The following is a 25,916-nucleotide window of genomic DNA, read 5'->3' on the forward strand; positions in this document are numbered from 1 at the left end:
TACGAGCCTCATGGAGTGAGCCGAACGACGGTGGCGGGCTGAGTGACGGTGGCGAGCCTGGCGAGGAGCGTGGCGGAGCAGCCGGCGGCCCGGACCGCGCCGACGCTGTCAGACAGCGCAGACGTGCCTCTGCGGCGACGCGATGAGCCGCCTGCTGCGTGGTTCGCACGCGGGAGACGCTAGGTGCGGGCGGGTGTTCCGCCTCCGCCGGAACGGCGCTCTGTGGATGACCGGATGCCTGTGGAAACCGCGGCGCCGCCGAGACCTGGCGCTCACTGGGCCGTCGGGGAGATCGTCACACCCAGCAATCCCGGGCCGACATGGGCGCCGAGCGCCGGCCCGACCTCGACGACCATCATGCGGGCGAGTTTCGGCAACCGCGTGCTCAGACTCTCCGCGAGCGCGTCGGCGCGTGCGGACGCCATCAGATGCTGCACCGCCACGTTCACCGGCCCGTCCGTGGCCGCCCCGACCGCCAGGTCCTCAAGGCGGGCGATCGCGCGCCCCGCCGTACGTACCTTCTCCAGGACGGTGATCGCACCATCGCCGAGATGCATCAGCGGCTTGATCGCCAGCGCGGAGCCGACGAGGTTGGCGGCGGCGCCGATGCGGCCGCTCCGCCGGAGGTGCTCGAGCGTGTCGACGTAGAAGAACGTGCGGGTGACGTCGGCGCATCGCCTCGCCGCGGACACGACCTCCGCGAGCGCAGCCCCCCGCTGGGCCGCCTGGGCCGCGGCCAGCACGGGGAACCCGAGTCCCATCGCGACGGACCGGCTGTCGATCACCTCGACGGGAATCGGTGCGTCCCGCGCGGCGATGAGGGCGGAGTCCACCGTGCCCGACATATCGCCAGAAAGATGGATGGACACGACGCCCGTCGCCCCCCGCGCGGCAGCCTGCTCGTAGGCATCGGCGAACACCTGCGGCGACGGCCGCGACGTGGTGGCCCTTCCACGTAGAGCGCTCGCCACGGCGGCGGCGTCGATCGGGGTCCGGTCCTCAAGGATCTGATCGTCGTAGGCGACCTGCAGCGGGACGACGGCGACGCCCCACCTGACCGCCTCAGCCTCACCCAGATACGCGGTGGAATCCGTGACGACAGCGATCATCGAGGACATATCGAGAGAGTAACCCCTCCCGATCCGCTGGGCACGTGCATGATCACGGAATGTGTCTTCGCAGGTGAGAGCACACATAAGCGAAAGTGCGCATGATCACGAAGCGCATCGCCGCAGGTCATGCGCGCTGCCGGCGAATCCATGCATGATCACGCCCAAGGGAGGGGCAGGTCGGCGGGGGTTCGGCCGAACCTGTGCATGATCACGCGCAAGGGATGCGGGGGTGAGCTGAGGTTACTGGACGGGGGTGCCGCCACGCCAGACCCGGCGGGGCTTGAGGCCGTACGACCAGGCGAACGCGCCCTCGTGGTCGGCGTCCCACTGCACGATGTCCGCCAGGCGACCCGGCGCGAGGATGCCGCGGTCGGGGGCGCCCAACACCTGGGCTCCGCCCAGCGTCGCCGCGCGAAGCGCGTCCCCCACGCTCATCCCGAACGCCGACACGGCCAGGCTGATCACCAGGGCCATCGAGGTGATGCCGCAGTGACCCGGGTTGTGGTCGCTGCCGAGCGCGATCGGGACGCCCTGGGCGATCATGCGGCGCACCGGGGGAAGGCTGCCACCCTGCAGGGCGGTGGCAGGGCAGACGACGGCCGGCACGCCGTACCTGCCCATCAGCGCGATGTCCTCGTCAGAGGTGTGGTGGAGCAGGTCGGCGGACGAGCATCCCATCTCGGCGGCCAACTGGACCGCGCCGCGGCGGTTGTAGGCGCCCGCGTGCACGCGGGGAAGGAGGCCGACGTTGCGGCCGGAGGCGAGCACCCAGCGGGCCTCGTCGACGCTGAAGTGGCCGTCGTCGCAGTAGACGTCCACGCTGTCGGCCCCCGCGGCGGCGGCGTCCGCGCACCAGGTGGCGACGGCCTCGACGTAGTCACGCTGGCGGCCGAAGTACTCCGGCGGGACCACGTGAGCGGCCAGGAACGTGACGTGCACCCGCGGCATCATCGGCTCTTTCTCGAGCTCGCGCAGCAGGCGGACGTCCGCCAGTTCTCCGTCGCGGGTCAGGTGGTAGCCCGTCTTGGCCTCGACGGTCGTCGTTCCGGCCAGCAGCCACTCGCGCAGCCTCTCGCGGACGCCGTTGCACAACGTCCACGGGTCGGTGCCGCGGGTCACCGTGACGGTCGAGCCGATGCCGCCGCCCGCCGCGTTGATCGCGGAGGCCGTGGAGCCGCCCGACCGCATCGCCATCTCGGCGTAGCGGTTCCCGGCGTAGACGGGGTGGGTGTGGGCGTCGATGAGACCGGGCGTGACGAGGGCGCCGCCGAGGTTCTCCACATGGTCGACGTCGACGATGTCGTTGACGACCCCGGGAACACTCTGGGGCAGGTCAGCCGCCCGTCCGACCCAGGCGATGCGGTCGTTGTGGACCAGGATGGCCGCGTTGCTGCATACGTCGTGACCGGTCCAGAGCCGGCCGATGTTGGTGAGCAGCCGAACGGTCATCCGACCACCTGCCCGTCATCCCGGAACACGACAAAGTCCCAGTTCATGGGCGCCGCGCCCACTGGGTCCGCTCCGTGTCCGGACGTCATTGGGGGGTCTCCTGCCTCATCGCGCACCGGTTGTTGTGCGATGACCCTATCGCCAGGATCTTGAACCCGGGCGATTTCAGTTCAGTTACGTTATTTCACAGGTCGACTGGATGTACAGGGCTATTGAGAAAGAACGCCAATACGCCACAGCCGTATTGATACGTCACATCTGTCCCCGACTTCGCACCGGCAGCCGTTCCCCGCAGCTTGAACCCGATGCCCTCGCACTCGCCAACGCGTAACAGCACGTTCTAGTGTCATTTTGTTACCCGCGCCATAAGGTCTCGTTAGGCTGGCGTTATCGTACCAAGGTCACCCCCGGAGGGCCACTAACCAATCGTGACCCTCACAGGGGCGTGTCGGGAGGACGGAAAGCGTCCCTCAGACGGTCTCGACGGGCTTGGCGGCCCGGTCCAGTTCGGCGAACAGCGCCCCGAGAACCCTTGCGTGCAGGATCGTCCCGTCACCGGTGTGCTCGAGGGACAGCACCTCGCCCTCCTTGTGGGCGCGCGCGACCAGATCGGCCCTGTCGTACGGCACGAGCATCCGGACCTCGTGGTCCAGGCGGGGAAGCTCGGTCTCGATCATCGTCATCAGCTCGTCGATGCCGGAGCCGGTGCGCGCGGACACCACCACGCTGCGCCGTTCCTTCATGGTCAGCCGGGCGAGCGTCACCGGGTCGGCGGCGTCGGCCTTGTTGATCACGACGATCTCGGGGATCTCGCTCGCGCCCTCGATCTCGGAGAACACCTCGCGGACGGCGGCGAGCTGCGACTCGGGATCGGGGTGCGACCCGTCCACCACGTGCAGGATCAGGTCGGCGTCGCCGACCTCCTCCAGGGTCGAGCGGAACGCCTCGACCAGCTGGTGGGGCAGGTGCCGGACGAACCCGACGGTGTCGGCGAGCGTGAACAGCCGGCCCTCGGGCGTGCGGGCCCGGCGCACGGTGGGGTCGAGGGTCGCGAACAGCGCGTCCTCGACCAGCACACCCGCACCCGTCAGCCGGTTGAGCAGCGACGACTTGCCCGCGTTGGTGTAGCCGGCGATCGCCACCGCCGGCACCTCGCGGGCCTGGCGGTGGTGCCGCATGGTCTCGCGCGCCGTCGACATGCCCTTGATCTGACGGCGCAGCTTCGCCATCCGCTCACGGATCCGGCGCCGGTCCAGCTCGATCTTCGTCTCACCGGGACCACGGCCGCCGATGCCGACGCCGCCGGCGGCGCGGCCGCCGACCTGCCGGGAGAGGTTGCCGCCCCAGCCTCGCAGGCGCGGCAGCAGGTACTGGAGCTGGGCCAGCTCGACCTGGGCCTTGCCCTCGCGGCTCTTGGCGTGCTGCGCGAAGATGTCCAGGATCAGCGCGGTCCGGTCGATGACCTTGACCTTGACGATCTCCTCCAGCTGGCGCAGCTGACCGGGGGTGAGCTCGCCGTCGCAGATCACGGTGTCGGCGCCCGAGGCGGCCACCGTGTCACGCAGCTCGATCGCCTTCCCCGATCCGATGTACGTCGCGGGGTCGGGCTTGTCACGGCGCTGGATCAGCCCTTCCAGGACGTCCGATCCCGCGGTCTCCGCGAGGAGCCTCAGCTCCTGCAGCGAGTTCTCCGCGTCGAAGACGGAGCCGCTGGTCCAGACTCCTACGAGGACGACCCGCTCCAGCCGCAGCTGGCGGTATTCGACCTCGGTGATGTCCTCGAGCTCCGTCGAAAGACCGGCCACGCGGCGGAGCGCCTGGCGCTCTTCCAGTTCGTATTCGCCCATGGCCAGGTCTTCGGGCTCGTCATGCATATATGTCATCTCTTCTAGGAGAACGGTCCGACACCCCTGGTGTCTTCCCATCGATGGTTGCACGACGCCCCGATGTCCGCATCTGGTTATGGTCGTGCCGCGTTCCGCCAGGCCCGGAGCCCCGGGGGGACCTTCACGCCTTGAGGACCCGGGCGTCGCCGGAACCGGTCTTGACCACGACGGTCCGGGGGGACGACGGGTCCTGGACCACGGAGACCTCCCTCTCCCCCGAACCCGGGTCGGCGGTCACGTTGTAGGACCCGGACGGCACCCAGACCGCTCCTTCGCCCGAGCCGGTCTCGACGTGCACGTTGTCGGGGGCGGCCGCGAAGCGCAGCTTGACCTCGCCTGACCCGGTCGTCGCGGTCACCTGACGGCCGGCCAGTCCCCTCGCCTCGATGTCGCCGGAGCCCGTCGCGGCGCTCACCGGGCCGGTCAGCTGGCGGAGGGTGATCGTCCCCGACCCCGAGTCGACCTTCACGTCCAGGCCTTTGGGGACCTCCACCTCGTAGTCGACGGAGCAGTCGTGGCACCGGTAGCGCAACGTGAGCGTTCCGGCGTCGACCTGGTGCCCGTCCTGCGGCTTGTCACCCCGCCAGTGCAGAGTCTCGGTGACGTGAACGCCGGTCCTGTCGGACTCGTTGATGACGATCTCGCCTGCCCCCGTGTTGGCGTGCAGGGCCGTGATCTCGTCGGTCACGTCGTAGGACTGGACGGCCTGCTCGCCGCCGAAACCGACCTTGCCCAGATCGAGGTCCGTGCCGCACGCGGTGAGAGTGAGGGCGGAGCCCAGGGCCACTCCCGCCATGATCATGCTCTGCTTTCTCATGACACCGATTCTTCAGCCTGGTACGGCCCGCCCAATCAGGGAGATCCCCAAGAGTGCCCCTGACGCGTCCCCTGCATTGACCCTCGGATCAGCGGTGGAGTAGCGTCGATTCCACCTTTTAGAACTATATTTCCGTATCGTGGAAAGGGTGCCGATGGAAGGCGTTGAGATCACAGGTCCCCTGCTCGATCGGTTCGACGAGATCCTCACCCCCAAGGCACTCGCCTTCGTAGCTACCCTGCATCGCGAGTTCGACACGACGCGTAGGGAGCTGCTGGCCGTACGTGACGAACGGCAGGCGCGGCTCTCCGCGGGCGGGACACTCGACTTCCTGCCGGAGACCAGGCAGGTGCGCGAGTCGGAGTGGCGCGTGGCTCCGCCCGCCCCCGGGCTCGAGGACCGCCGCGTGGAGATCACCGGCCCGGTCGACCGCAAGATGACCATCAACGCGCTGAACTCCGGCGCCAAGGTGTGGCTGGCCGACTTCGAGGACGCCAACGCGCCCACGTGGGAGAACACGATCAGCGGGCATCTCAACCTCCGGGACGCCCTCGACCGGACGATCGACTTCTCCTCGGGCGGCAAGGACTACGTCCTCAAGCCCGACGAGGAGCTCGCGACGGTGGTGGTCCGCCCGCGCGGCTGGCACCTGCCGGACAAGCACGTCCTCGTCGACGGCTCGGAGATCTCGGGCTCGCTGCTCGACTTCGGGTTGTACTTCTTCCACTGCGCCCGGCGGCAGCTCGACAAGGGACGCGGACCGTATTTCTACCTGCCCAAGATGGAGTCGCACCTCGAGGCGCGGCTCTGGAACGACGTGTTCGTCCGCGCGCAGGAACTGCTGGGCGTCCCGCACGGGACCATCAGGGCGACCGTGCTGATCGAGACGTACCCGGCCGCGTTCGAGATGGAGGAGATCCTCTACGAGCTGCGGGACCACTCCGCCGGCCTCAACGCCGGCCGGTGGGACTACCTGTTCAGCGTCATCAAGAAGTTCCGCACCCGCGGGCGGGAGTTCCTGCTTCCGGAGCGGAACTCCGTGACGATGACCGCGCCCTTCATGCGCGCCTACACCGAGCTTCTGGTGCGCAGCTGCCACAAGCGCGGTGCGCACGCGATCGGTGGCATGGCGGCGTTCATCCCGTCCCGCCGCGACCCCGAGGTGAACAAGGTCGCCCTGGAGAAGGTGCGGGCCGACAAGACGCGCGAGTCCGGCGACGGGTTCGACGGCTCGTGGGTCGCCCACCCCGACCTGGTGCCGATCTGCCGTGAGGTCTTCGACGGCGTGCTGGGCGAGCGCCCCAACCAGCTCGACCGCCTGCGTGAGGACGTCCACGTCACCGCCGAAGACCTGCTGGCGGTGTCCAAGACCCCCGGCCAGATCACCGAGACCGGCCTGCGCAACAACGTCGACGTGGCGCTGCGCTACCTGGCGGCGTGGATGGGCGGGCTGGGCGCGGTCGCCATCCACAACCTCATGGAGGACGCGGCCACGGCCGAGATCTCGCGGTCGCAGATCTGGCAGTGGATCCACAACGACATCGAGCTCGCCGACTCGGGCGCCGTCGTGACCCGCGAGCTCGTCGAACGGATCATCACCGAGGAGCTCGCGAAGATCGCCGGGGAACCCGGCTACGACGAGGGTCTGTACGCCCAGGCGACCGCGCTGTTCAAAGAAGTCGCACTCGACGACGATTTCGCGGAGTTCCTTACCCTCCCCGCATATGCCCGCATGCAATGACATGACCGATTCGACGGTCAGGAATCTCCCCGCCCGGTGGAAGGTTCCTGATCTCGAACGGTGTACGACTAGACGAGCGCATCCCTCCAGATGTCGCTACATCTGGAGCATGACCGAATTCAGAGAGACAGGCGACCACGCCGAGGGCCCCGTGGAGCCGCCCCGGACGATCACTCGCGAGATCGCCAGGAGCCACTACCGGTCGGCGCTCACGGCCAACGGCGAGCTGATCCACCAGTACTGGCGCATCGGCCGCCACATCCTCGGCCACCGGCTGAGCGACAGCCGGTACGACGAGGTCCTCGCCCGCCTGACGGCCGAGATCAGGGCCGAATATCCCCGGGCCAGGGGGTACTCCCGGGCCAACCTGCACCGCATGACGACCTTCGCCGCCGCGTGGCCGGAGTTCGTCCCGCAGTCCATGGAGCTGATCCCGTGGGGTCACGTCGTCGTCCTGCTCGACATGCTCGACGACCGCGCGACCCGGGAGTTCTACGCCATGAAGGCGGCCCACGAGGGCTGGGCCAGGAGCACGCTGACGATGATGATCCGGAGCGGGCTCCACCTGCGGCCCGATCATCCCCTGTACGACACCGGCAGGACGGTCCCGCTGGAGGACCGGGACTGCGTCCGGGACATGCTCACCGACCCCTACGTCAGGGAACTGTTCGACGGGGGCGAGCGTCGCGGGCGCGACCTCGAGGCGCGGATCGTCGACGCCGTCGTCACGTTCCTCCAGGACCTCCGGGTGGGCTTCGCGTTCGCCGCCAGGCGGCGCCGCCTGTCCGCCCGAGGCGAGGAGTTCTTCGCCGACCTGCTCTTCTACCACCTGACGTTGCACCGCTACGTCGTCGTCGATCTCAGGACCGACGGCTTCGCCCCGGAGCACACCGACCGGCTGGATCTCTGCGTCGCCGCCGTGGACGACCAGGTCCGCGACCGGATGCGGGACGAGCCGACGCTGGGCGTCCTCCTGGTCGCCTCGCGCGATCAGATCATGGTCGAGTACAGGCTCGGCGCGATGATCTCGCCGCTCTCGGTGGGTCCGCACACGTTGCCCGCCGACCTCCAGGCGGCCCTTCCGACGCCCGCGGAGCTGGCAGGTGCCATCGCCCCTGCTCTGCGAGATGATTCAAGGGAAGACGACATTCTCGAGCGAACCATCACAGAAGGCCCGGCCGGCCCATGAACGACGAGGGCCCGGGGCCGCAGACGCACGAGGAGGAACGGTAGCGATGTCCACCCTCCAGCGGCTGACCGCACGGCTCAGCGAGATCCTGGACCAGGACTCGGTGATCACCGATCCCGTACGGCTGCGGACCTACGACTGCGATGGGCTCACCTATCACCGGGCCACCCCCGGCGTCGTCGTGCTCGCGGAGTCGGCCGAGCAGATCGCGGCCGTGGTGCGGCTGTGCGACGAGTACGGCGTGCCGTTCGTGGCGAGGGGATCGGGGACCGGGCTGTCGGGCGGCGCCCTCCCCCGGACCGACGGAGTGCTCATCGTCACCTCGCGCATGCGCAGGATCCTGGAGATCGACATCCCCAACCGGCGCGCGGTGGTCGAGCCGGGGGTGACGAACCTGGCCATCACCGAGGCGGTCCGCGACCAGGGCCACTACTACGCGCCCGACCCCTCCAGCCAGCAGATCTGCTCGATCGGCGGCAACGTCGCGGAGAACTCGGGCGGCGCACACTGCCTGAAATACGGCTTCACGGTCAACCACGTCGTCGGGGTGGAACTGGTCACCCCGCAGGGGGAGATCGTCGAGCTGTCGGACCGCGATCCCGGCTACGACCTCCTCGGGGCCTTCATCGGCTCGGAGGGCACGCTCGGAATCGCCACCAAGATCACCGTACGGCTGTCGCGGACGCCCGAGGCGGTCACGACCGTGCTCGCGGCCTTCACCGGGATCGAGGGCGGCGGCCGGGCCGTGTCGGCGATCATCGGCGCGGGGATCGTCCCGGCGGCCATCGAGATGATGGACGCCCTGGCGATCGAGGCGGCCGAGGCCGCGGTCCACTGCGGCTACCCCGAGGGGGCCGGGGCCGTGCTCGTGGTGGAGCTAGACGGCCCGCACGCCGAGGTGGACCACCAGTTCGCCGCCGTCGAGCGGATCTGCCGCGAGACGGGCGCCTTCGAGATCCGGGTCGCCGCCTCCGCGGAGGAGCGGGCCGCGATCTGGAAGGGCCGCAAATCGGCCTTCGCCGCCGTGGGACGGATCAGCCCCGCCTACATCGTCCAGGACGGGGTGGTCCCGCGGACGGCGCTGCCCGAGGTCCTCGCCGGGATCGACCGGCTCCAGGAGGAGTTCGGCATCCGGGTGGCGAACGTGTTCCACGCGGGCGACGGGAACCTCCACCCTCTCGTCCTGTTCGACGACGCCGTGCCCGGCCAGGGCGAGCGCGCCGAGACCGTCAGCGGCCGGATCCTCGACCTGTGCATCGAGCACGGCGGCTCGATAACCGGCGAACACGGCGTCGGTGTTGATAAATCTCGCTACATGCCGCGAATGTTCAGTGAGGAGGACCTCGACACCATGCAACTCGTCCGGTGCGCCTTCGATCCGAAGGGCCTGTCCAATCCCGGCAAGGTCTTCCCCACCCCACGGCTGTGCGGGGAGGTCCCCGGGGTGCGCAGGGGCGTCCACCCGCTCGTGGAGTCCGGCGCGGCCGAGCAGTTCTGATGAGCACCCGCCCGCAGGCCCCGGCCGACTCTCACAGGAGGTGGCTGTCATGAGCGCCGACGCCGATCTCGCCGCCTGCGGCACGACCGTGCGCCCCGCCGGCGACGGCGACGCGGTGGCCGGCGTCCTGCCGCGCTGGGTGGCGCTGCCGGAGACGACCGAGGACGTCTCGGCCGTGCTCCGCGTGGCCGCCGCGCACGACCTCGCCGTCGTGCCCACCGGCGCGGGGACGATGCTGGACTGGGGGCCGCCGCCCGGCCGCTGCGACCTGCTGGTCGACACCTGCTGCCTCAACGAGGTCCTCGAACACGCCGCCGGCGACCTGGTGACCCGCGTCCAGGCCGGGGTGACGCTCGGCGCCCTCGGCGAGACGCTGGCGTCGCAGGGGCAGCGCCTCGTCGCCGAGCCGCCGCTCGCGGGCTCCACCGTGGGCGGGATGCTCGCGACCGGAGTGGCCGGGCCGCTCAGGTTCCGGTACGGCACCAGCCGCGACCTGCTCATCGGCATAACCGTCGTGCTGGCCGACGGCACGATCGCCAAGTCGGGCGGCAAGGTCGTGAAGAACGTCGCGGGATACGACCTCGGCAAGCTGTTCACCGGCTCGTACGGCACGCTCGGCGTCATCACGGAGGCGGCGTTCCGGCTGCATCCGCTGGCCGCCGACAGCCGGTGGGTCACCGCTCCCCTTCCGGAGGCCGAGCGCGGCCAGGAACTTGCGGCGACGCTGGCCGCGTCCGTCCTCGAACCCGCCGCGATCGAGCTCGACCGGCCCGTGCCCGGCGGCGGCATGCTCGCGGTCCTCGTCGAAGGCGTCGCCGCGGCCGAGCGGGCGAAAGCCGTACAGGACCTGATGGGGGTCGACGCCGAGATCGGCGAGGAGCCGCCCTCCTGGTGGGGGCGCCTTCCCGGCGAGGACCTCCTGCTGTCGCTGCGCGGGCTGCCCGCGGCACTGGCGGCCACGCTCCGGGTGGTCGACGCGCATGCCGCCCGCCTCGCCCTGACCCCGCACGTACGCGGCTCGGCGGGCACGGACGACCTGCACGTCGCCCTCCCGACGTCGTCGGATCCGGATCGGGTCGCCGGCTTCGTCAGCGCCGTCCGCGACGAGATCCGGCCACTCGGCGGCCGGCTGACAGGCGTGGCGCTGCCGCCCGGCGTCGCGGTGGACTTCTGGGGCGAGACCGGGGCGCTCGGTCTCATGCGCCGGGTGAAGGACCGGTTCGACCCCGATCACCGGATGTCCCCCGGCCGGTTCGTCGGAGGCCTCTGATGAAGCCCCGCGACCGCAGGCCGCCGGACCGTCACAGGGAGGACGCCGCATGGACCCCGAGCTGATCAAGGATTGCGTGCACTGCGGGTTCTGCCTGCCCACCTGTCCCACGTACGTGTTGTGGGGCGAGGAGATGGACTCCCCTCGCGGGCGGATCCAGCTCATGGACCAGCACGTGCACGGCACGCCGGTCACCGACGAGATGGCGGGGCACCTGGACGCCTGCCTCGGCTGCATGGCCTGCGTGACCGCCTGCCCCTCGGGTGTGCGGTACGACCGGTTGATCGAGCAGACGCGCGCCGTGGTCGAGGAGGAGCACACGCGGACGCCCGAGGAACGGGCCGTCAGGGCCATGGTCTTCGCGCTGTTCCCCTATCGGCGGAGGCTGCGGGCGATGCGCCTGCCGATGGCGCTGAGCAAGCGGCTCCAGCCGCTGCTCGAACGCGCGAATCCGACGCTGGGCGCGATGGCCGAGCTCGCTCCCCCGGCCGCCAGGCCTGTACGGCTCCCGCCCGTGGTCAGGGCGCGCAGACGGCGCAGGGCCACGGTGGGGCTGCTCACCGGATGCGTCCAGGGCGAGTTCTTTCCACAGGTCAACGCGGCCACCGCCCGGGTGCTCGCACTCGAGGGCTGCGACGTGGTCATCCCACCGCGGCAGGGGTGCTGCGGTGCGCTCTCGCTGCACTCGGGCCGCGAGGCGGAGGCGAAGAGGTTCGCCATGCGCACGATCGCGACCTTCGAGCGGGCCGGGGTCGACACGGTCGTGGTCAACGCGGCCGGGTGCGGATCGAGCATGAAGGACTACGCCGAGGTGCTGAAGGACGAGCCCGGCTGGTCCGGGCGCGCCGACGCGCTGGCGGTCCGCGACCTCGCCGAGTTCCTGGTCGAGCTGGGGCCCGTCGCCGAGCGCCACCCCCTGCCGGTCTCCGTCGCCTACCACGACGCCTGCCACCTGGCCCACGCCCAGGGCGTGCGGTCCCAGCCGCGGGAGCTGCTGGGCGGAATTCCGGGACTCGACCTGCGGGAGATCGCGGAGTCCGCCATCTGCTGCGGGTCGGCCGGCACCTACAACCTGTTCCAGCCTGTGGCGGCCCGGGAGCTGGGCGACCGCAAGGCCGAGCGCGTGCTGGCGACCGGCGCCGACCTGCTGGTGTCGGCCAACCCCGGCTGCACGATGCAGATCGCGGCCGCGACCCGGCGCGCGGGCAAGGGTGAGATCCGCGTCGCGCACACCGCGGAGGTGCTCGACGCCGCGCTGCGCGGGCTCTCCCCGCAGACCCTGGGGTGGGTCACGGAGGACGCCGGGTGAGCGTGCAGAGCGTCGACAGGGCGCTCGACGTTCTGGAGGCCCTCGCCGAGCGGGGCGGGCAGGCCGGTCTGTCGGAGATCGCGGCTCGGACGGGCCTGCCGTACGGGACGATCCACCGGCTCCTGCAGACGCTCCTCGCGCGCGGGTACGTCCGGCAGGAGTCCGACCGTCGTTACGCGCTCGGCGGGGCGCTGCTGCGGATCGGCGGCACGGCCGAGCGCATGGTCGCCGCCCGGGCCGAGCCGTACCTCGCGCGGCTGGTGGAGTTGTCGGGCGAGACGGCGAACCTGGCGGTGCTGGAGGGCGACTTTGTCGTCTATGTGGCCCAGGTGCCGTCGCCGCGCAGGTTGCGCATGTTCGCCGAGGTGGGCCGGCGGGTGCTCCCCCACAGCACGGCGGTCGGGAAGGTACTGCTCGCCGAGCGCGCGGACGCCGCGGCGGTGTTCCAGCGGACCGGCCTGCCGCGCCGTACGGACAGGACCATCACGACCGTCGACGGCCTCCTCGGCGAGCTGGACGAGGTCCGCACCCGGGGGTACGCGCTGGACCTCGGCGAGGAGGAGGGCGGCGTGCACTGCATGGCGGTCCCGGTCGTGGACGGCGGCAGGACCTTCGCGGCGATGTCGGTGTCCGGTCCCGCCGACCGGATCGACGCCATCGACCGCGACGAGCTGGCCTCGATGTTGCGGAAGGTGGCCGGCGACTTCGGCTCTGCGGTCTTCGGCCTCTGAAACGATCGCTGAAACGGTCGCTGATTCGGTCGCTGATCCCCCACACGTTTGCGGCGTTTCCGTGGAGGATGAACGTATGTGTCGAAGCATCAAGACCTTGCGTCCGCCGTTCACCGACGAGGTGACGGAGCAGGACATCCACGCGGCGGCCCTGCAGTACGTGCGGAAGATCTCGGGATTCCGGGCGCCCGCCTCGCACAACGCGGAGGCCTTCCAGCGCGCCGTCGAGGCGATAACCGAGGCCAGCGCGGCGCTTCTCGCATCCCTGGAGGTCCGCGGCCAGCGACCTCCCGGCGAGGCCGCCGCGTCGTGAATCCGTTCCGCGGGAAGTAGGGAACAGCCCGAGCGGGTCCGGCGGAGTAGGGGTGAAAGGCGCGAAGCCGCCAACGGAAGGATTCCCCCTATGAACGGACAGAACGGGTGGTGAGTACCGCGGCCACCGAACAGGGCACCCGACCCTGGAGTCGCCGTGCCGCCGCGCGAGGCCTCCAGGCCGGTCCGGGAGAGAACGCCACCGACGCCGGGCTGATCCGCGCGTCGCTGGCCGACCCCGACGAGTTCGCAGGCGTCTTCGACCGGCACTCCGACGAGATCCACGCCTACGCGAGCAGGCGACTGGGCCTCGACCACGGGCACGCGGACGACGTGACGGCGGAGACGTTCCTCGTCGCGTTCCGCAAGCGGCACCGGTACGACCTGGACAGGCCGGACGCCCGGCCATGGCTGTACGGCATAGCCGGCAACCTCATCTCCGGCCACCGGAGGTCGGAGGTCCGGCGTCTCAAGGCGCTCGCCCGGACGGCGGGCGGCGCGGAGACACATGAGCTCCACGAAGAGGAGCGAAGCGCCGAGCGGGCCAGCGCCGCGGCGCTTCGCCCCGCCCTCGCGGCCGCGCTCGCGCGGCTGTCGACGGCCGAGCGGGAGTTGCTCCTGCTCATCGCCTGGGCCGACCTCAGCTACGAGGAGACCGCCCACGCACTGAAGATCCCGGCAGGGACGGTCCGATCCCGGTTACACCGGATCCGCGCGAAGCTCCGCCGCCACCTTGACCTTCCCAAGGAGCAGACCTCATGAACGACGAACTCGACCTGGTCACCCGGGCGCGGCCTGAGGTGCCGGCCTACTCCGCCGCCGCCAAGGCCGCGGCCCGCCGGAAACTGGCCTCTCCCCCGGCCCGGCGCAAGCCGTACGGCTTCGCGATCGCCGGAGTGGCCGTGGTCGCGGGCGCGAGCGTCGTGGCGGTCAACGTGCTGGCGGCCGCCCCCGGCGGCAGCGGACGCGCACCGGACGTGACAGCGCTGCCGAAGGTCACGAACATGTCGGCGAGCGAGGTGCTCGGCAGGGCCGCGCAGGCCGTGACCGACCTCAAGCCGCGGAACAACCAGTTCATCAAGGTCACCTCGCAGACGATGTACGGATCGTTCGGTGGTCACGCTGTGGGTGGAAGCGATCAGGCTCTACCTGCTCCGCCGCCCCGACCCGACGGTGCCGCGACGAACCCGGCGACTGAGGAGGCCAGCACGGAGTTCCGGTACCTCTACCGGACGAAGCGGACCATCTGGCTCTCGGCCGACGGCCGCAAGGATGGCGCGCTCAAGGTCGAGCACCTGAAGCCGCGCGCCTATCCGGGCTGGCCCATTCCCAAGGAGGCCTATGGGGAAGCGGGCCATACCGAATGGTTGATGCTGCCCACCTGCGGCTACGTGCCGGACAGCACCTACACCAAGCTCAAGAGGCTGCCGACCGACGCCAAGGGGATGCGCGCCTACCTGTACTCGGGTCCCGACACCAAGAATCCGGCCGACACAGACGCGTGGACCAGGGTGGGTGATCTGCTCAGGGAGACCTATATGCCGGCGGACCAGCGTGCCGCGCTGTTCAAGGCGGCAGGAACGATCCCCGGAGTCAGGGTGACCGACAACGTGACGGACGCCGCCGGACGCAGGGGCATCGGCGTCGGCCGGGTGCACGTGGGCATCCGTGAGGATCTCGTCTTCGATGCGAAGACCTTCGAGTTGCTCGGTGAGCGGGGAACCGTCGTCGACCCGAAGACGGCGAAAGCACCCCGTGGAAGCGTGGTGGAGGCCACCGCGCGGCTCCAGGTCTCTGTGGAGGACAAGGCCCCGAAGGCGCCGGACCCGATCAGCGAGAAGAAGGGCGCGAGCTGCGGCTGATCCACCGCATGTCCCGGTGCGACCGGCCGCGGGCTTCCGCGGCACGGCTGATCGGCCGCCCGCATACGGCGCAGCGGCGCCCGCCTCTCGATCGTGAGAGGCGGGCGCCGTGCCGTACCGCTGGATCTAGGACTGGAGGGCGGGCTCCTCACGGTCCTTCAGCGGCGTGGGTGCGTCCTCGTCCAGCAGGGTGGTCTCGTCGAACGGTTCCCGTCCGGCGAGCACCTCCTCGGCCCGTTCCCGGTCGAACTCGTTCGTCCATGTGGCGACGAGCACGGTGGCGATCGCGTTGCCCGCGAAGTTGGTCAGCGCGCGGGCCTCGGACATGAACCGGTCGATGCCGACGATGAGGCCGACACCGTCGACCAGCTCGGGCCGGTGCGACTGCAGGCCGCTCGCGAGCGTCGCGAGGCCCGCGCCGGTCACGCCCGCGGCGCCCTTCGACGCGATCATCATGAAGGCCAGCAGGGCGATCTGCTCGCCGAGCTCGAGCGGAGCGCCCGTCGCCCTGGCCACGAACAGGGTGGCCATCGTGAGGTAGATGGCGGTCCCGTCGAGGTTGAACGAGTAGCCCGTCGGCACGGTGATGCCGGCGACCGGACGGCTCACGCCGAGGTGCTCCATCTTGGCGATCAGGCGGGGCAGCGCCGACTCCGAGGACGACGTGGACAGGATGAGCAGGAACTCCCGCCGCAGGTAGTTCAGCAGCGCGAGCACGTTGATCCGGGCGACCGACCACAGCAGCGGCCCGAGGATCACGAAGACGAAGACCAGACAGGTCGCGTAGAAGCTGACCATGATGAGGCCGAGGCTCTTGAGCGCGTCCATGCCCGTCGCGCCGACGACCGCCGCCATCGCGCCGAAGGCGCCGATGGGCGCAGCCCACATGATCATGGCGAGGATGCGGAAGACGAGCCGCTGGATGTGCTCGATGCCGGCCAGGATCGGCGCCGCCTTCGGGCCCATGGCCTGGAGGGCGAACCCGGCGAGGAGGGCGACGAGCAGCGTCTGCAGAACCTGGCCCTCGGTGAACGCCGACACGAGCGTGGTCGGGATGATGCCGAGCAGGAACTCGGTGGTGTCGCTCTCACCGCCGGTGGCCGCCTGGGCCTCCGCGGCCTTGCGGAGCTCGTCGGTGAGCTGCAGCCCCTGCCCCGGGTCGATGAGGTTGCCGACCACCAGGCCGATCGCGAGCGCGACCGTCGACATCACGAGGAAGTAGACGAGCGCGAGCCCGCCGACCTTGCCCACACTCGCCGCCTTGGCGACCGAGCCGACTCCCAGCACGATCGTGCAGAAGATGATCGGGCTGATCATCATCTTGATCAGCGCGACGAAGGCGGTGCCCAGCGGCTTGAGCGCCGCGCCCAGGTCAGGGGCGACGAAGCCGACGGCGATGCCGGCCAACACCGCCACGATGACGGCGAGGTACAAATAACGGGTCCGGTCTGGGCGCTCGGGGGTGGCGGCCTGGGGTTCAACCGGGGACGCGGACATCGACACTCACTTTCCTCGGGGGAAGGAACTTCAGTGGAGCGACTATGCGGCCCGATATGACCTGGGTCACTATTGCGTACATTTCGTTCATCACCGAAGTGCGCTCGTGGAAGTGAGACAGCAGATGGTGATCTCCGGCCGGGTGCGGCGCTGGAGTCTCGCCCGGCAGATCCTGATCCTGCAGATCGTCATCGTGGGCGTGACCGTGGCGGTGAGCACCACCATCGGGTTCCTCCAGGCGCGTGACCTGCTGACCGACGAGGCCACGGGCGTGACCACGGCCGTCGCGGTCAGCGTGGCCGACTCCCCCGCGGTGCTCGACGCGCTGAACGGGTCCGACCCCACGGCGGCGCTGCAGCCGTACGCCGACCGTGTCACCGCGGAGACCAAGGTCGACTTCATCACCATCATGAGCCCGGCCGGCATCCGGTTCACCCACCCCAACCGCAGTCAGATCGGCGGGCACTACCTGGGCAGCATCACCCAGGCCCTCGCCGGAAAGACCTTCAGCGAGACCTACACGGGAACGCTCGGCCCCTCGGTGCGTACGATCACTCCCGTGAAGGATCCGGCGGGGAGGGTCAGAGCCCTGGTCAGTGCCGGAATCACGGTCGAGAGGCTCAGCAGCAGGCTCCGCGCGCAGATCGGAGCCGCGGGGCTGGCCGGGCTGGTCGGCCTGTCGGCCGGGGTGGTCGGCTCCTATCTCGTCGGCACCCGCCTGCGGCGGCACACGCACAGCCTCGGGCCGACGGAACTGAACCGCATGTACGACCACCACGAGGCGATCCTGCACGCCGTGCGCGAGGGGCTGCTCCTGATCGACGCCCGGGGCACGCTCACGCTGTGCAACGACGGCGCCCGCGAACTGCTCCGCCTCGGCGCCGACGCGGAGGGCCGCCAGGTCACGGATCTCGGTCTGCCGCCGTCCCTCACCGAGCTGCTCGCATCCGGTGAGAACCGTACCGACGAGATCCACCTCACCGGTGAGCGCGTGTTGCTGGTCAACGTCGCCGTCGTGCGGTCGGGGGCGCGCTCGCTCGGCACCGTGGTGACCCTGCGCGACCACACCGAGCTGCAGGGGCTGGCCGGGCAGCTCGACGCCGAGCGCGGCTTCGCCGAGGCGCTGCGCTCCGCGGCGCACGAGGCGGCCAACCGGCTGCACACCGTGATCACCCTGGTCGAGCTGGGCCGTCCGGAGCAGGCCGTGGCGTTCGCCACCGCCGAGCTCAGGGCCGCCCAGGAGCTCACCGACCGCGTGGTCGCGGCCGTACGCGAACCGGTGCTCGCCGCGCTGCTTCTCGGCAAGTCCGCCGAGGCGGGCGAACGCGGCGTGGAGCTGTCGATCAGCGAGGACACCGAGCTCGACGACGTGGGCCTCGACGAGCGCGACCTGGTGACGGTCCTCGGCAACCTCATCGACAACGCGATGGAGGCCGCGATGTCCGGCAGCCCGCCCGCCCGTGTGACCGTACACGTGCGGACCGACGGGACGGACTGCCTGATCCGGGTGACCGACAACGGCCCCGGGCTCGACCCGGCGGCGGCGCAGGAGGCGTTCCAGCGGGGGTGGACCACGAAGGGCACCGGCCGCGGCATCGGGCTCGCCATGGTCGCCCAGGCCGTGCGGCGGCTGAACGGCACGATCGAGGTGTCCGACGACGGAGGCGCCGTGTTCACCGTACGGCTCCCGCTGCCGGTGGAGAGCCGGCCATGATCTCCGTACTGGTCGTGGAGGACGAGGAGATCACCGCCGAGGCGAACCGGGTCTACGTCGAACGTGTGCCGGGCTTCGAGGTCGCCGGTGTGGTCCGCTCGGGCGGGGAGGCGCTGCGCTTCCTCGGACGCCGGCCGGTCGACCTGATCCTGCTCGATCTCTACCTGCCCGACATGCACGGACTCGACCTGTGCAAGGCCGTCCGGGGCGCGGGCATCCTCTGCGACGTCATCGTGATCACCTCGGCGAGGGACCTGTCGATCGTGCGGTCGGCGGTGTCGGTGGGAGTCGCGCACTACCTGCTCAAGCCGTTCACCTTCACCGCGTTCAGCGACAGGCTCCGGCACTACGCCCGTTTCCGGGACTCGGTCGACGCGTCGGGGGAGGCCAGCGGGCAGGAGGAGGTCGACAACGCCCTCGCGGCGCTGCACGGACCCCCTCAGCCGCGCCTGCCGAAGGGGATGTCGCCGATGACCATGGCGGCGATCGTCGGCGTCTTGACGGACACTCCCGGCGGCGTCTCCGCCTACACGGTGGGGGTGACGATCGGCGTGGCCCGGGTGACCGCCCGGCGTTACCTGGAGCACCTGGCTGAGTCCGGGATGGCCCAACGGGTCCCCCAGTACGGGTCGGTCGGCCGGCCGGAACTGCTCTACCGACTCATCTGACGCTCAGGCGCACTGGTCGAGCATCGTCTCCTTGTCCGCGGCCGTGACCGGAAGGTCGTACTTGAGGGAGACCTGGGCGAACCGTACGGCGTAGGAGCACCGGATGCCCTTGGCGGGCGGCAACCATGACGCCGGGCCCGAGTCGCCCTTGGCCGAGTTGGCCGAGCCGTCCACCGGCAGCAGGTTGAGGGGGTCGTTGGCGATCCGCTTGCGTTCGGCGTCGCTCCAGCGGGAGGCGCCCATCTGCCAGTCGTAGGACAGCGGCATTACATGGTCGATCTGTACCTCCGACGCGTCCTCCTTCCGCCACTCGATGGTGTCGCCCGTGTAGGGGTCGTACAACGTCATCGAGACGACGACACAATCGGAGCCGCTGCGGTACTTGACCTCCGCCCCGTCCCGCTTGAGCAGGTCGTTGCGGGTGTCGCACCCGTTGTGCGCCAGGGGGACGTCGTCGGCGTTGTCCGCCCACGCGTAGCCGAACTCGTCACGGTCGTAACCGGTCTTGGGCCCGCGCCCCTTGGTCGTCACCTTGTCGATCAGGTCACGGGCGTCGGCCCGGTCCTTGTCCGAGGTGATCCGGGCCAGGCCCGGCTCCACGCCGTCCGGGTTGTCGAGAGGGTTCGTGCCGTGGGACTTCCCGGTGTCGTCACCTTGGGAGTCCTTATGTCCTGGCTGGTCCAGGCTGAGCCCCTCCGAGGGCCCACATCCGGCGAGTACGGCGATCGCCACCGACATACCGACGAAGATCCGAGATCCGCGCCCGCCCACAGTCACCCCTAGGTCATGAAATTTTCCACCTAGGTATAGCAAATGCCCAAGAACCCGCAAATAAACGTACCCAGTCCACCCTCTCTCGGCGTGATCATGCACACATTCGCGTAGAGCACCGACGAGCTGGCCGTTCATTGCCCGTGATCATGCACACATTCGGTGATGCACGGCCCGAGCTGCGCAAGCTCATTTCGTGATCATGCACGGATTCGGAGGAAGGCGCCTTGAACTGGCACGACGACGATCGTGATCATGCAGTGACACTCACCGTTGCGGGCGACGCTCGTACATGATCACGAACAGGGGACGGCCAGGTCATCCGCCGTTTCCCCGAACTTGCGCATGATCACGATTTGTATCGTGGCCGGTCAGGACGCCTGTCGCCGAATGTGCGCATGATCACGGGCGATGAACGGCCAGCTCGTCGGTGCTCTACGCGAATGTGTGCATGATCACGACCCAGGGGTGGCCAGGTCAGGGGTGGTATCCACGAACCTGTGCATGATCACGGAGTGTGGGGCGGGCGGGCGGAGTGTGGGGGCCGGGCGGGGAGGTGGGCGAGTGGGGGCGTCAGGCGGCGGGGATCCAGTCCTGCCAGACGATCTTGTTCTGCTCGACCCACTTCTGGGCTGCGGCCTGCGCGCTCAGTTTCCCGACGGCCATGTCGTAGGCCACGGCGTTCTGGTCGTCGTTGGTCCACACGAAGTTCTTGATCAGTTCGTACGCCTTGCCACCCTCCGCGGCGAATTTCTTGCTGACGATCTTGTCCAGCAGGTACGGCGGATAGTCGCACGCGACCTTGGCGGGGTTGGCGTCGCATCCGATCGAGTACGGCGGGAGGTTGATCTTCACCAGCTTCAGCTGGGAGAACAGCCACTGCGGCTCGTAGAAGTACATGAGCAGCGGCTTCTTGTTCTTGTCGGCGTCCTGCGCCGCCTTGATCAGCGCGTCCTCGCTGCCGGCGTAGACCACCTTGTACGGGAGGTTGAGATTCTTGATCAGCGCGTCGTCGTTGGTCACGTAGCTCGGATCACCCGCGAGGAATTGCCCCAAATTGCCCGACTTCTCGGTCTGGAACAAGGACTTGTAGGTGACAAGCTTGTGATAGTCCGTGATGTCCGGATATTGCTTCACCATCCATTCGGGCACATACCACCCGATGACGCCCTTGTTGCCGTCCTCCCCCGCCGTTAGGGCGACCTTCTTCTCGTCGATGTACTCCTTCTTCAGCTCCGGGTGGGCCCAGTTCTCCAAAATGGCGTCGACCTTGCCATTCTCGAAGCCCTTCCAGGATTCCGCCTCCGCACTCTCCACACGCTCGACTTTGTATCCGAGCTGGTGAACGAGCAGATATTCGACCACGGCGGCGCTGGCCTCGTAGCCGATCCACGGGTTGATGGCCAGGCGCACCGTGCCGGAGGCGCCTGCACTCGGGCCTCCCGCGTTCTCGGAACTCCCGCTGCACCCGGTCATCGCCAGCGCGATCGTGAGCACCCCGGCAAGAAGACGGACCCTCATAAGTGACCTCATCAGAAGTAGGACGAGCGGCGTGCGCGGGCGACGAGACCGCGGGCGACACCGGCAGAGTATTTCACAACCGAAAGCGGCGAATCGGCCGCGATCCAAAGGATCGCGGCCGATTCACTCGATCACTTCGGAATCCAGGCCTGCCACACGGTGGGGTTGGCGTCGACCCACTTCTTGGCGGCGGCCTCGTCGGACAGGCCGTTGTTGGTGATGTCGTCGGCGACCTTGTTCTGGTCGTCGTTGGACCACGTGAAGTTCTTGATCAGCTCGTAGGCCGGGCCACCGGTCTCGGCGAACTTCTTGCTCACGATCTTGTCGAGATCGTAGGGCGGGTAGTCACACGCGATCTTCTTGGGATCGGCGTCGCATCCCGGCGTGTACGGCGGGAGGTTGATCTTCACCAGCTTGAGCTGCGAGAACAGCCACTGCGGCTCGTAGAAGTACATGAGCAGCGGCTTCTGCTGCTGAGTGGCCGTCTGGGCCGCCTTGATGAGGGCCGCCTCACTGCCCGCGTAGACGACCTTGTACGGCAGCTTGAGGTTCTTGACGAGGGCCTCGTCGTTGGTGACGTAGGAGGGGTCACCGTCCAGCAGCTGGCCCTTGCCGTCCGACTCGGAGGTCTTGAACAGGTCGGCGTACTTGGGCAGGTTCTTGTAGTCCGTGATGTCCGGGTACTTCTGGACCATCCACTCGGGGACGTACCAGCCGATGACACCCTTGTTGCCGTTCGGGCCCGCCTCGACGGCGACGCCCTTCTCCTCGATGTACTTCTTCTTCAGGTCGTCATGACCCCAGTTCTCGAGAACGACGTCGACGTCGCCGGACTCCATGCCCTGCCACGACGGCTCCTCGTTGAGGGTCACCTTCTCGACCTTGTAGTGGAGCTCGTTCTCCAGCAGGTAGTCGACGACGGCCGCGCTGGCCTCGTACCCGACCCAGCCGTTGATGGCCATCTTGACGGTTCCCGCCGAGCCCGCGGCCGCACCTGCGGACGCGTTCGCGCTGGGCGCGGCCGAGGAGGTGTCGTCGACCTTCGCGCCGCCACAGGCCGCGGCGCCCAGGCCAAGTACGAGAACACCTGCGATCAGGCGTAACTTCTTCATGCGATCCTCTTCTTTTTGGAGTTCGGGCGCCCGCTGGCGCCCTGCGTGATCCGGTCGAGCATGACTCCGAGCAGGACGAGCGCCACGCCGGCCGCCAGTCCCTTGCCGTAGTCCTCCTGCTGCGCGATCCCGGCCACGACGTCATATCCGAGGGCTCCCGCCCCCACCAGCGCGCCGATCACCACCATCGCCAGGGTCATCACGATCCCCTGGTTGGCGGCCAGGAGCAGCGAGCTCTTGGCCATCGGAAGCTGGACCTTCCACAGGAGTTGCCGATCGGTCGAACCCGCGGACCTGGCCGCCTCCACCACGGTCCCCGGCACCGCCCGTACGCCGTCCTCGACCAGACGTGCGACCACGGGCACCGCGTAGATGAGCGACGCGATGATCGCGGTGAACCGCCCGTTGCCGAACAGCGCGACGGCGGGCAGCAGATAGGAGAAGGACGGCATGGTCTGCGCGGCGTCGAGGATCGGCCGCAGCACGGCGGCGAACCATCTCGACCTGGCCGCGGCGATTCCGAGTGCCAGCCCCACCGCGATCGTGATCACGGAGGCCACCAGCACGATCGTCAGCGTCTCCATGCCGTGCTCCCACAGGCTCAGAGCCGCGATCGCCACCAGGCACCCCGCAGCCACCAGGCCGGCGCGCAGCCCGCTGAACCGCCACGCGAAGGCCAGCACCGCGAGGGTGACCAGCCACCAGGGCGCGCTGGTCAGCACGTCCTGAAGCGGGTTGAGCAGTCCGTACGCCACGGTGTCGTTGAGGAAGCCGGTGAACCCGTACCAGTTGGCCTCGATCCAGCCGACCACGTCGTTGATCGGGCGCACGATCTGGATCTGCCACTGCTCGGGGAACTCCGGCGCCAGGACCGGGGTGAGCGCGAGGCCCGCCACGATCGCCACCGCGAAGCCCGCCCAGCGCACGACGGAGGACCGGGCGCGGGAGACCGCGGCGGACCTGGTGATGCGGTCGAGTACGATCGCGATGATCACGATGGCGATGCCCGGCACGAGCGCGGCGCCCACGTTGACCCGCGCGAGCGCGCGGATGAGGTCCACGCCGAGCCCCGGCGCCGCGATCAGCGCGACGAGCGGGACCATCGACAGCGCCGCCGCGATCGTCTGGTTGACGCCCAGCGTGATCGTGTTGAGCGCCATCGGGAGCCGGACCTTGCGCAGGGTCTGGCCGCCGGTCGCGCCCAGCGACTCCGAGGCCTCGACCGCCGTGGGTGAGACGCGCTGGATGGCGAGCGCGGTGATCCGGATCGCCGGCGGGATCGCATAGATCATCGTGGCGATCGTGGCCGACGCCGGGCCGATGAGGAACAGCAGCACGATCGGCGACAGGTACGAGAACGTCGGCATGATCTGCATGACGTCGAGCACCGGGGACACGATCCGCCGGACGCGGGGGGAACGGCCCGCGAGTATGCCGATCGGGATGCCGATGACCAGGGAGAGCAGCACGGAGCTGAGGGTGAGCGCGAGAGTGTCGACGCTCGCATCCCACAGGCCGAGCGCCCCGATCCCGGCGAATCCGACGACCGACACGAGGGCGATCCGCCAGCCGCCCGCCAGCCAGCCGAGCCCGGCGGCGACGCCGATGAGCCCCGGCCAGCCGAGAGCGGTCAGCGCCGTCTGGAACAGGGTGAAGAGCTCGGCCACCCCGAGGCGGACGTAGTTGATGAAGTACAGGAAGAACGGGCTGGTGTTGCGGTTCTCGTCGACCCAGTCACGGGCGTCGTTGAGCCAGTGGAACAGCGAGGCGTCGTCGTCGTGCGGCAGCACGGCCGTGTTCTTGAACGCCACGTAGAGCGCCACGACCAGGACGGCCCCGGCCACCGGCAACCATCGGACGAGCCGCTGCGCCCGTTCCCCTACGGGGACGGGCGGTGCGATGTCGGCGGGGGCGGCCACCACTACGCCTCCTCGGCCGACGACGACGCCGAGGCTGACGACGCCGACGACGAGGCCGGCGTCCCGGCGAGGGCCTCACCCGCCTGGGCGCCGATCCCTTCGCCGAGGCGGACCGCGCCGAGCAGGTCGACCCGGTCGACCACGCCGACGAGCTCGCCGTCGGCGACCACCCGGATCGGCCGGGCGGACGCCATGGCGGCCGGGATCGCGTCGTGGATCACCGTGTCGGCCGGCAGTTCCGGCCCGTCCAGCGGCTCGTCCGCGTCAGGCTGCCGGCTGATCCAGCGCAGCGACAGCACATGCGACTTGGGGACGTCGCGCACGAAGTCGGCGACATAGTCGTCGGCGGGTGCTCCCACGAGCTCCTCCGGCGTGCCGACCTGCACGATCGACCCGTTCCGCATGATCGCGATCCGCTCGCCGAGCTTGAGCGCCTCGGACAGGTCGTGGGTGATGAAGACCATCGTCTTGCCCACCTCACGGTGCAGGCGGACGACCTCGGCCTGCATGTCCCGCCTGATCAGCGGGTCGAGCGCGCTGAAAGGCTCGTCGAACAGCAGCACCTCCGGGTCGACGGCGAGCGCCCGGGCCAGGCCCACGCGCTGCTGCATGCCCCCGGAGAGCTGGTCGGGGTAGGAGTCCTCGTGCCCCTCCAGCCCGACGAGGGACAGGATCGCCCGCGCCTTCTCGTGCCGTACGGCTTTCGCGACGCCCTGGATCTCCAGGCCGTAGGCCACGTTGTCGAGAACCCGGCGGTGCGGCAGCAGGCCGAAGTGCTGGAACACCATGCTGACCCGGTGGCGGCGCAGTTCGCGCAACTGCGCGGCCGACATGCCCCGCACGTCCTCGCCGCCGATGGCGACGTCGCCGCCAGTCGGCTCGATGAGCCGGGTGAGGCACCGGACGAGCGTGGACTTGCCGCTGCCGGACAATCCCATGACGACGAAGACCTCGCCCGGGCGGACCTCGAAGCTGACGTCCCTCACGGCGGCGGTGCATCCGGTCTTGGCCCGGAGCGCGGCGGAGTCGAGCTCCGCGTCGGGACTACCGATGATCCGATCGGCCTTGGGGCCGAAGATCTTCCAGAGCCCGCGAACCTCGATCGCGGCTGTGCCCACTCTGATTCCCCTCACTCGGCTATCGCCCGAGAAGCGGCGTGAACGCCCGGGAACGCCACAGCACGGCGTGGAGATCGTCGCTCGCACACCGTGGATGAAGAGCTGGGGGTCAACGACTCCTCATTGGGCATATGCACAGGAGTTGCGCGATGCGCAACTCATCGTGTTGAACAGTGATGAGGCTAGGCCCCACCAACCCCACAGATAGCCCTAAATAACACGATAAGCGCCATATCGTGATCATTCAGTGATCTATGCATCCGAGCCTTGGGCGCGCGCCTGCGTGGCCGCGGGAACCACGGCGGTACAGGGAAAGCCGCCTACCTGGAAAGGCTTCGGGCCCGCCGTCCGATGGACAGGCCTGGTCACCAGATGGGACACGTAACCATCAGGTGGGACGGCGCGGCGCCGGCCAGGGGG

21 protein-coding genes are annotated in these 25,916 nt (G+C 69.3%); 11 read left to right on the forward strand and 10 right to left on the reverse strand.

Features of this window, described 5'->3' with window-relative positions:
- Window positions 1–272: 272 nt before the first annotated feature.
- From Pmi06nite_RS02935 to Pmi06nite_RS02950, 4 genes are all read right to left on the reverse strand, one after another.
- Entirely contained in the window at window positions 273–1,118 is an 846-nt protein-coding gene (locus Pmi06nite_RS02935) for a DegV family protein (protein WP_203951228.1), read from the reverse strand.
- A 234-nt stretch (window positions 1,119–1,352) separates the two neighbouring features.
- Window positions 1,353–2,561, reverse strand: a complete 1,209-nt coding sequence (hutI, locus tag Pmi06nite_RS02940; protein WP_203951229.1) for an imidazolonepropionase — start codon at window positions 2,559–2,561, stop codon at window positions 1,353–1,355.
- Between the two features lie 470 nt (window positions 2,562–3,031).
- Window positions 3,032–4,444 carry a GTPase HflX gene (hflX, locus tag Pmi06nite_RS02945; RefSeq protein WP_203951230.1) on the reverse strand — a complete coding sequence of 471 codons (1,413 nt, stop codon included), beginning with the start codon at window positions 4,442–4,444 and terminating at the stop codon, window positions 3,032–3,034.
- A gap of 124 nt (window positions 4,445–4,568) precedes the next feature.
- Window positions 4,569–5,264 carry a DUF4097 family beta strand repeat-containing protein gene (locus tag Pmi06nite_RS02950; protein ID WP_203951231.1) on the reverse strand — a complete coding sequence of 232 codons (696 nt, stop codon included), beginning with the start codon at window positions 5,262–5,264 and terminating at the stop codon, window positions 4,569–4,571.
- Between the two features lie 154 nt (window positions 5,265–5,418).
- Here Pmi06nite_RS02950 and aceB point away from each other — a divergent pair, with 154 nt between their 5' ends.
- The 9 genes from aceB to Pmi06nite_RS02995 all read left to right on the forward strand — a co-directional run bounded on the left by aceB (window position 5,419) and on the right by Pmi06nite_RS02995 (window position 15,176).
- A complete protein-coding gene (aceB, locus tag Pmi06nite_RS02955; protein WP_203951300.1) occupies window positions 5,419–7,005 on the forward strand; it encodes a malate synthase A in 1,587 nt (528 codons plus the stop codon).
- A 109-nt stretch (window positions 7,006–7,114) separates the two neighbouring features.
- On the forward strand, window positions 7,115–8,194 hold the full coding sequence (locus Pmi06nite_RS02960; RefSeq protein ID WP_203951232.1) for a PDDEXK nuclease domain-containing protein: 1,080 nt from the start codon (window positions 7,115–7,117) through the stop codon (window positions 8,192–8,194).
- Between the two features lie 46 nt (window positions 8,195–8,240).
- Window positions 8,241–9,692 carry an FAD-linked oxidase C-terminal domain-containing protein gene (locus Pmi06nite_RS02965; protein WP_203951233.1) on the forward strand — a complete coding sequence of 484 codons (1,452 nt, stop codon included), beginning with the start codon at window positions 8,241–8,243 and terminating at the stop codon, window positions 9,690–9,692.
- 49 nt (window positions 9,693–9,741) lie between these two features.
- Window positions 9,742–10,962, forward strand: coding sequence for an FAD-binding oxidoreductase (locus Pmi06nite_RS02970; RefSeq protein ID WP_203951234.1), 1,221 nt, complete (start codon window positions 9,742–9,744; stop codon window positions 10,960–10,962).
- A gap of 49 nt (window positions 10,963–11,011) precedes the next feature.
- Complete coding sequence (locus Pmi06nite_RS02975; RefSeq protein WP_203951235.1) at window positions 11,012–12,271, forward strand: (Fe-S)-binding protein; 1,260 nt, start codon at window positions 11,012–11,014, stop codon at window positions 12,269–12,271.
- The gene (locus tag Pmi06nite_RS02980) at window positions 12,268–13,002 is read left to right on the forward strand and encodes an IclR family transcriptional regulator (RefSeq protein ID WP_239113544.1); all 735 of its coding nucleotides are present in this window, start codon (window positions 12,268–12,270) and stop codon (window positions 13,000–13,002) included. Before Pmi06nite_RS02975 ends, Pmi06nite_RS02980 begins: the two co-directional genes overlap by 4 nt.
- A 76-nt stretch (window positions 13,003–13,078) precedes the next feature.
- Window positions 13,079–13,315 carry a DUF2277 domain-containing protein gene (locus Pmi06nite_RS02985; RefSeq protein ID WP_203951236.1) on the forward strand — a complete coding sequence of 79 codons (237 nt, stop codon included), beginning with the start codon at window positions 13,079–13,081 and terminating at the stop codon, window positions 13,313–13,315.
- Between the two features lie 110 nt (window positions 13,316–13,425).
- Window positions 13,426–14,076, forward strand: a complete 651-nt coding sequence (locus Pmi06nite_RS02990) for an RNA polymerase sigma factor (RefSeq protein ID WP_203951237.1) — start codon at window positions 13,426–13,428, stop codon at window positions 14,074–14,076.
- A complete protein-coding gene (locus Pmi06nite_RS02995) occupies window positions 14,073–15,176 on the forward strand; it encodes a CU044_5270 family protein (protein ID WP_203951238.1) in 1,104 nt (367 codons plus the stop codon). Before Pmi06nite_RS02990 ends, Pmi06nite_RS02995 begins: the two co-directional genes overlap by 4 nt.
- Window positions 15,177–15,302: 126 nt before the next feature.
- Here the strand turns inward: Pmi06nite_RS02995 and Pmi06nite_RS03000 are convergent, their stop codons facing one another.
- Window positions 15,303–16,673 (reverse strand): cation:dicarboxylate symporter family transporter, encoded by a 1,371-nt coding sequence (locus Pmi06nite_RS03000; RefSeq protein WP_203951239.1) that lies wholly within the window; start codon window positions 16,671–16,673, stop codon window positions 15,303–15,305.
- A gap of 106 nt (window positions 16,674–16,779) precedes the next feature.
- Here Pmi06nite_RS03000 and Pmi06nite_RS03005 point away from each other — a divergent pair, with 106 nt between their 5' ends.
- Both Pmi06nite_RS03005 and Pmi06nite_RS03010 read left to right on the forward strand, forming a co-directional pair.
- Complete coding sequence (locus Pmi06nite_RS03005) at window positions 16,780–18,387, forward strand: sensor histidine kinase (protein WP_239113546.1); 1,608 nt, start codon at window positions 16,780–16,782, stop codon at window positions 18,385–18,387.
- Window positions 18,384–19,055: a response regulator gene (locus Pmi06nite_RS03010; protein WP_203951240.1), complete on the forward strand. Its 672-nt coding sequence runs from the start codon at window positions 18,384–18,386 to the stop codon at window positions 19,053–19,055. Before Pmi06nite_RS03005 ends, Pmi06nite_RS03010 begins: the two co-directional genes overlap by 4 nt.
- Window positions 19,056–19,058: 3 nt before the next feature.
- Here the strand turns inward: Pmi06nite_RS03010 and Pmi06nite_RS03015 are convergent, their stop codons facing one another.
- From Pmi06nite_RS03015 to Pmi06nite_RS03035, 5 genes are all read right to left on the reverse strand, one after another.
- Window positions 19,059–19,793: an HNH endonuclease family protein gene (locus Pmi06nite_RS03015; RefSeq protein WP_203951241.1), complete on the reverse strand. Its 735-nt coding sequence runs from the start codon at window positions 19,791–19,793 to the stop codon at window positions 19,059–19,061.
- A gap of 606 nt (window positions 19,794–20,399) precedes the next feature.
- Entirely contained in the window at window positions 20,400–21,347 is a 948-nt protein-coding gene (locus Pmi06nite_RS03020; RefSeq protein WP_203951242.1) for an ABC transporter substrate-binding protein, read from the reverse strand.
- Window positions 21,348–21,478: 131 nt separating this feature from the next.
- Window positions 21,479–22,459, reverse strand: a complete 981-nt coding sequence (locus Pmi06nite_RS03025; RefSeq protein WP_203951243.1) for an ABC transporter substrate-binding protein — start codon at window positions 22,457–22,459, stop codon at window positions 21,479–21,481.
- Window positions 22,456–24,378 carry an ABC transporter permease gene (locus tag Pmi06nite_RS03030; RefSeq protein WP_239113548.1) on the reverse strand — a complete coding sequence of 641 codons (1,923 nt, stop codon included), beginning with the start codon at window positions 24,376–24,378 and terminating at the stop codon, window positions 22,456–22,458. Before Pmi06nite_RS03030 ends, Pmi06nite_RS03025 begins: the two co-directional genes overlap by 4 nt.
- 2 nt (window positions 24,379–24,380) lie before the next feature.
- Window positions 24,381–25,496 (reverse strand): quaternary amine ABC transporter ATP-binding protein, encoded by a 1,116-nt coding sequence (locus Pmi06nite_RS03035; RefSeq protein WP_239113550.1) that lies wholly within the window; start codon window positions 25,494–25,496, stop codon window positions 24,381–24,383.
- Window positions 25,497–25,916: the final 420 nt, after the last annotated feature.

The organism is Planotetraspora mira (assembly GCF_016863275.1).
GTDB classification, from domain to species: domain Bacteria; phylum Actinomycetota; class Actinomycetes; order Streptosporangiales; family Streptosporangiaceae; genus Planotetraspora; species Planotetraspora mira.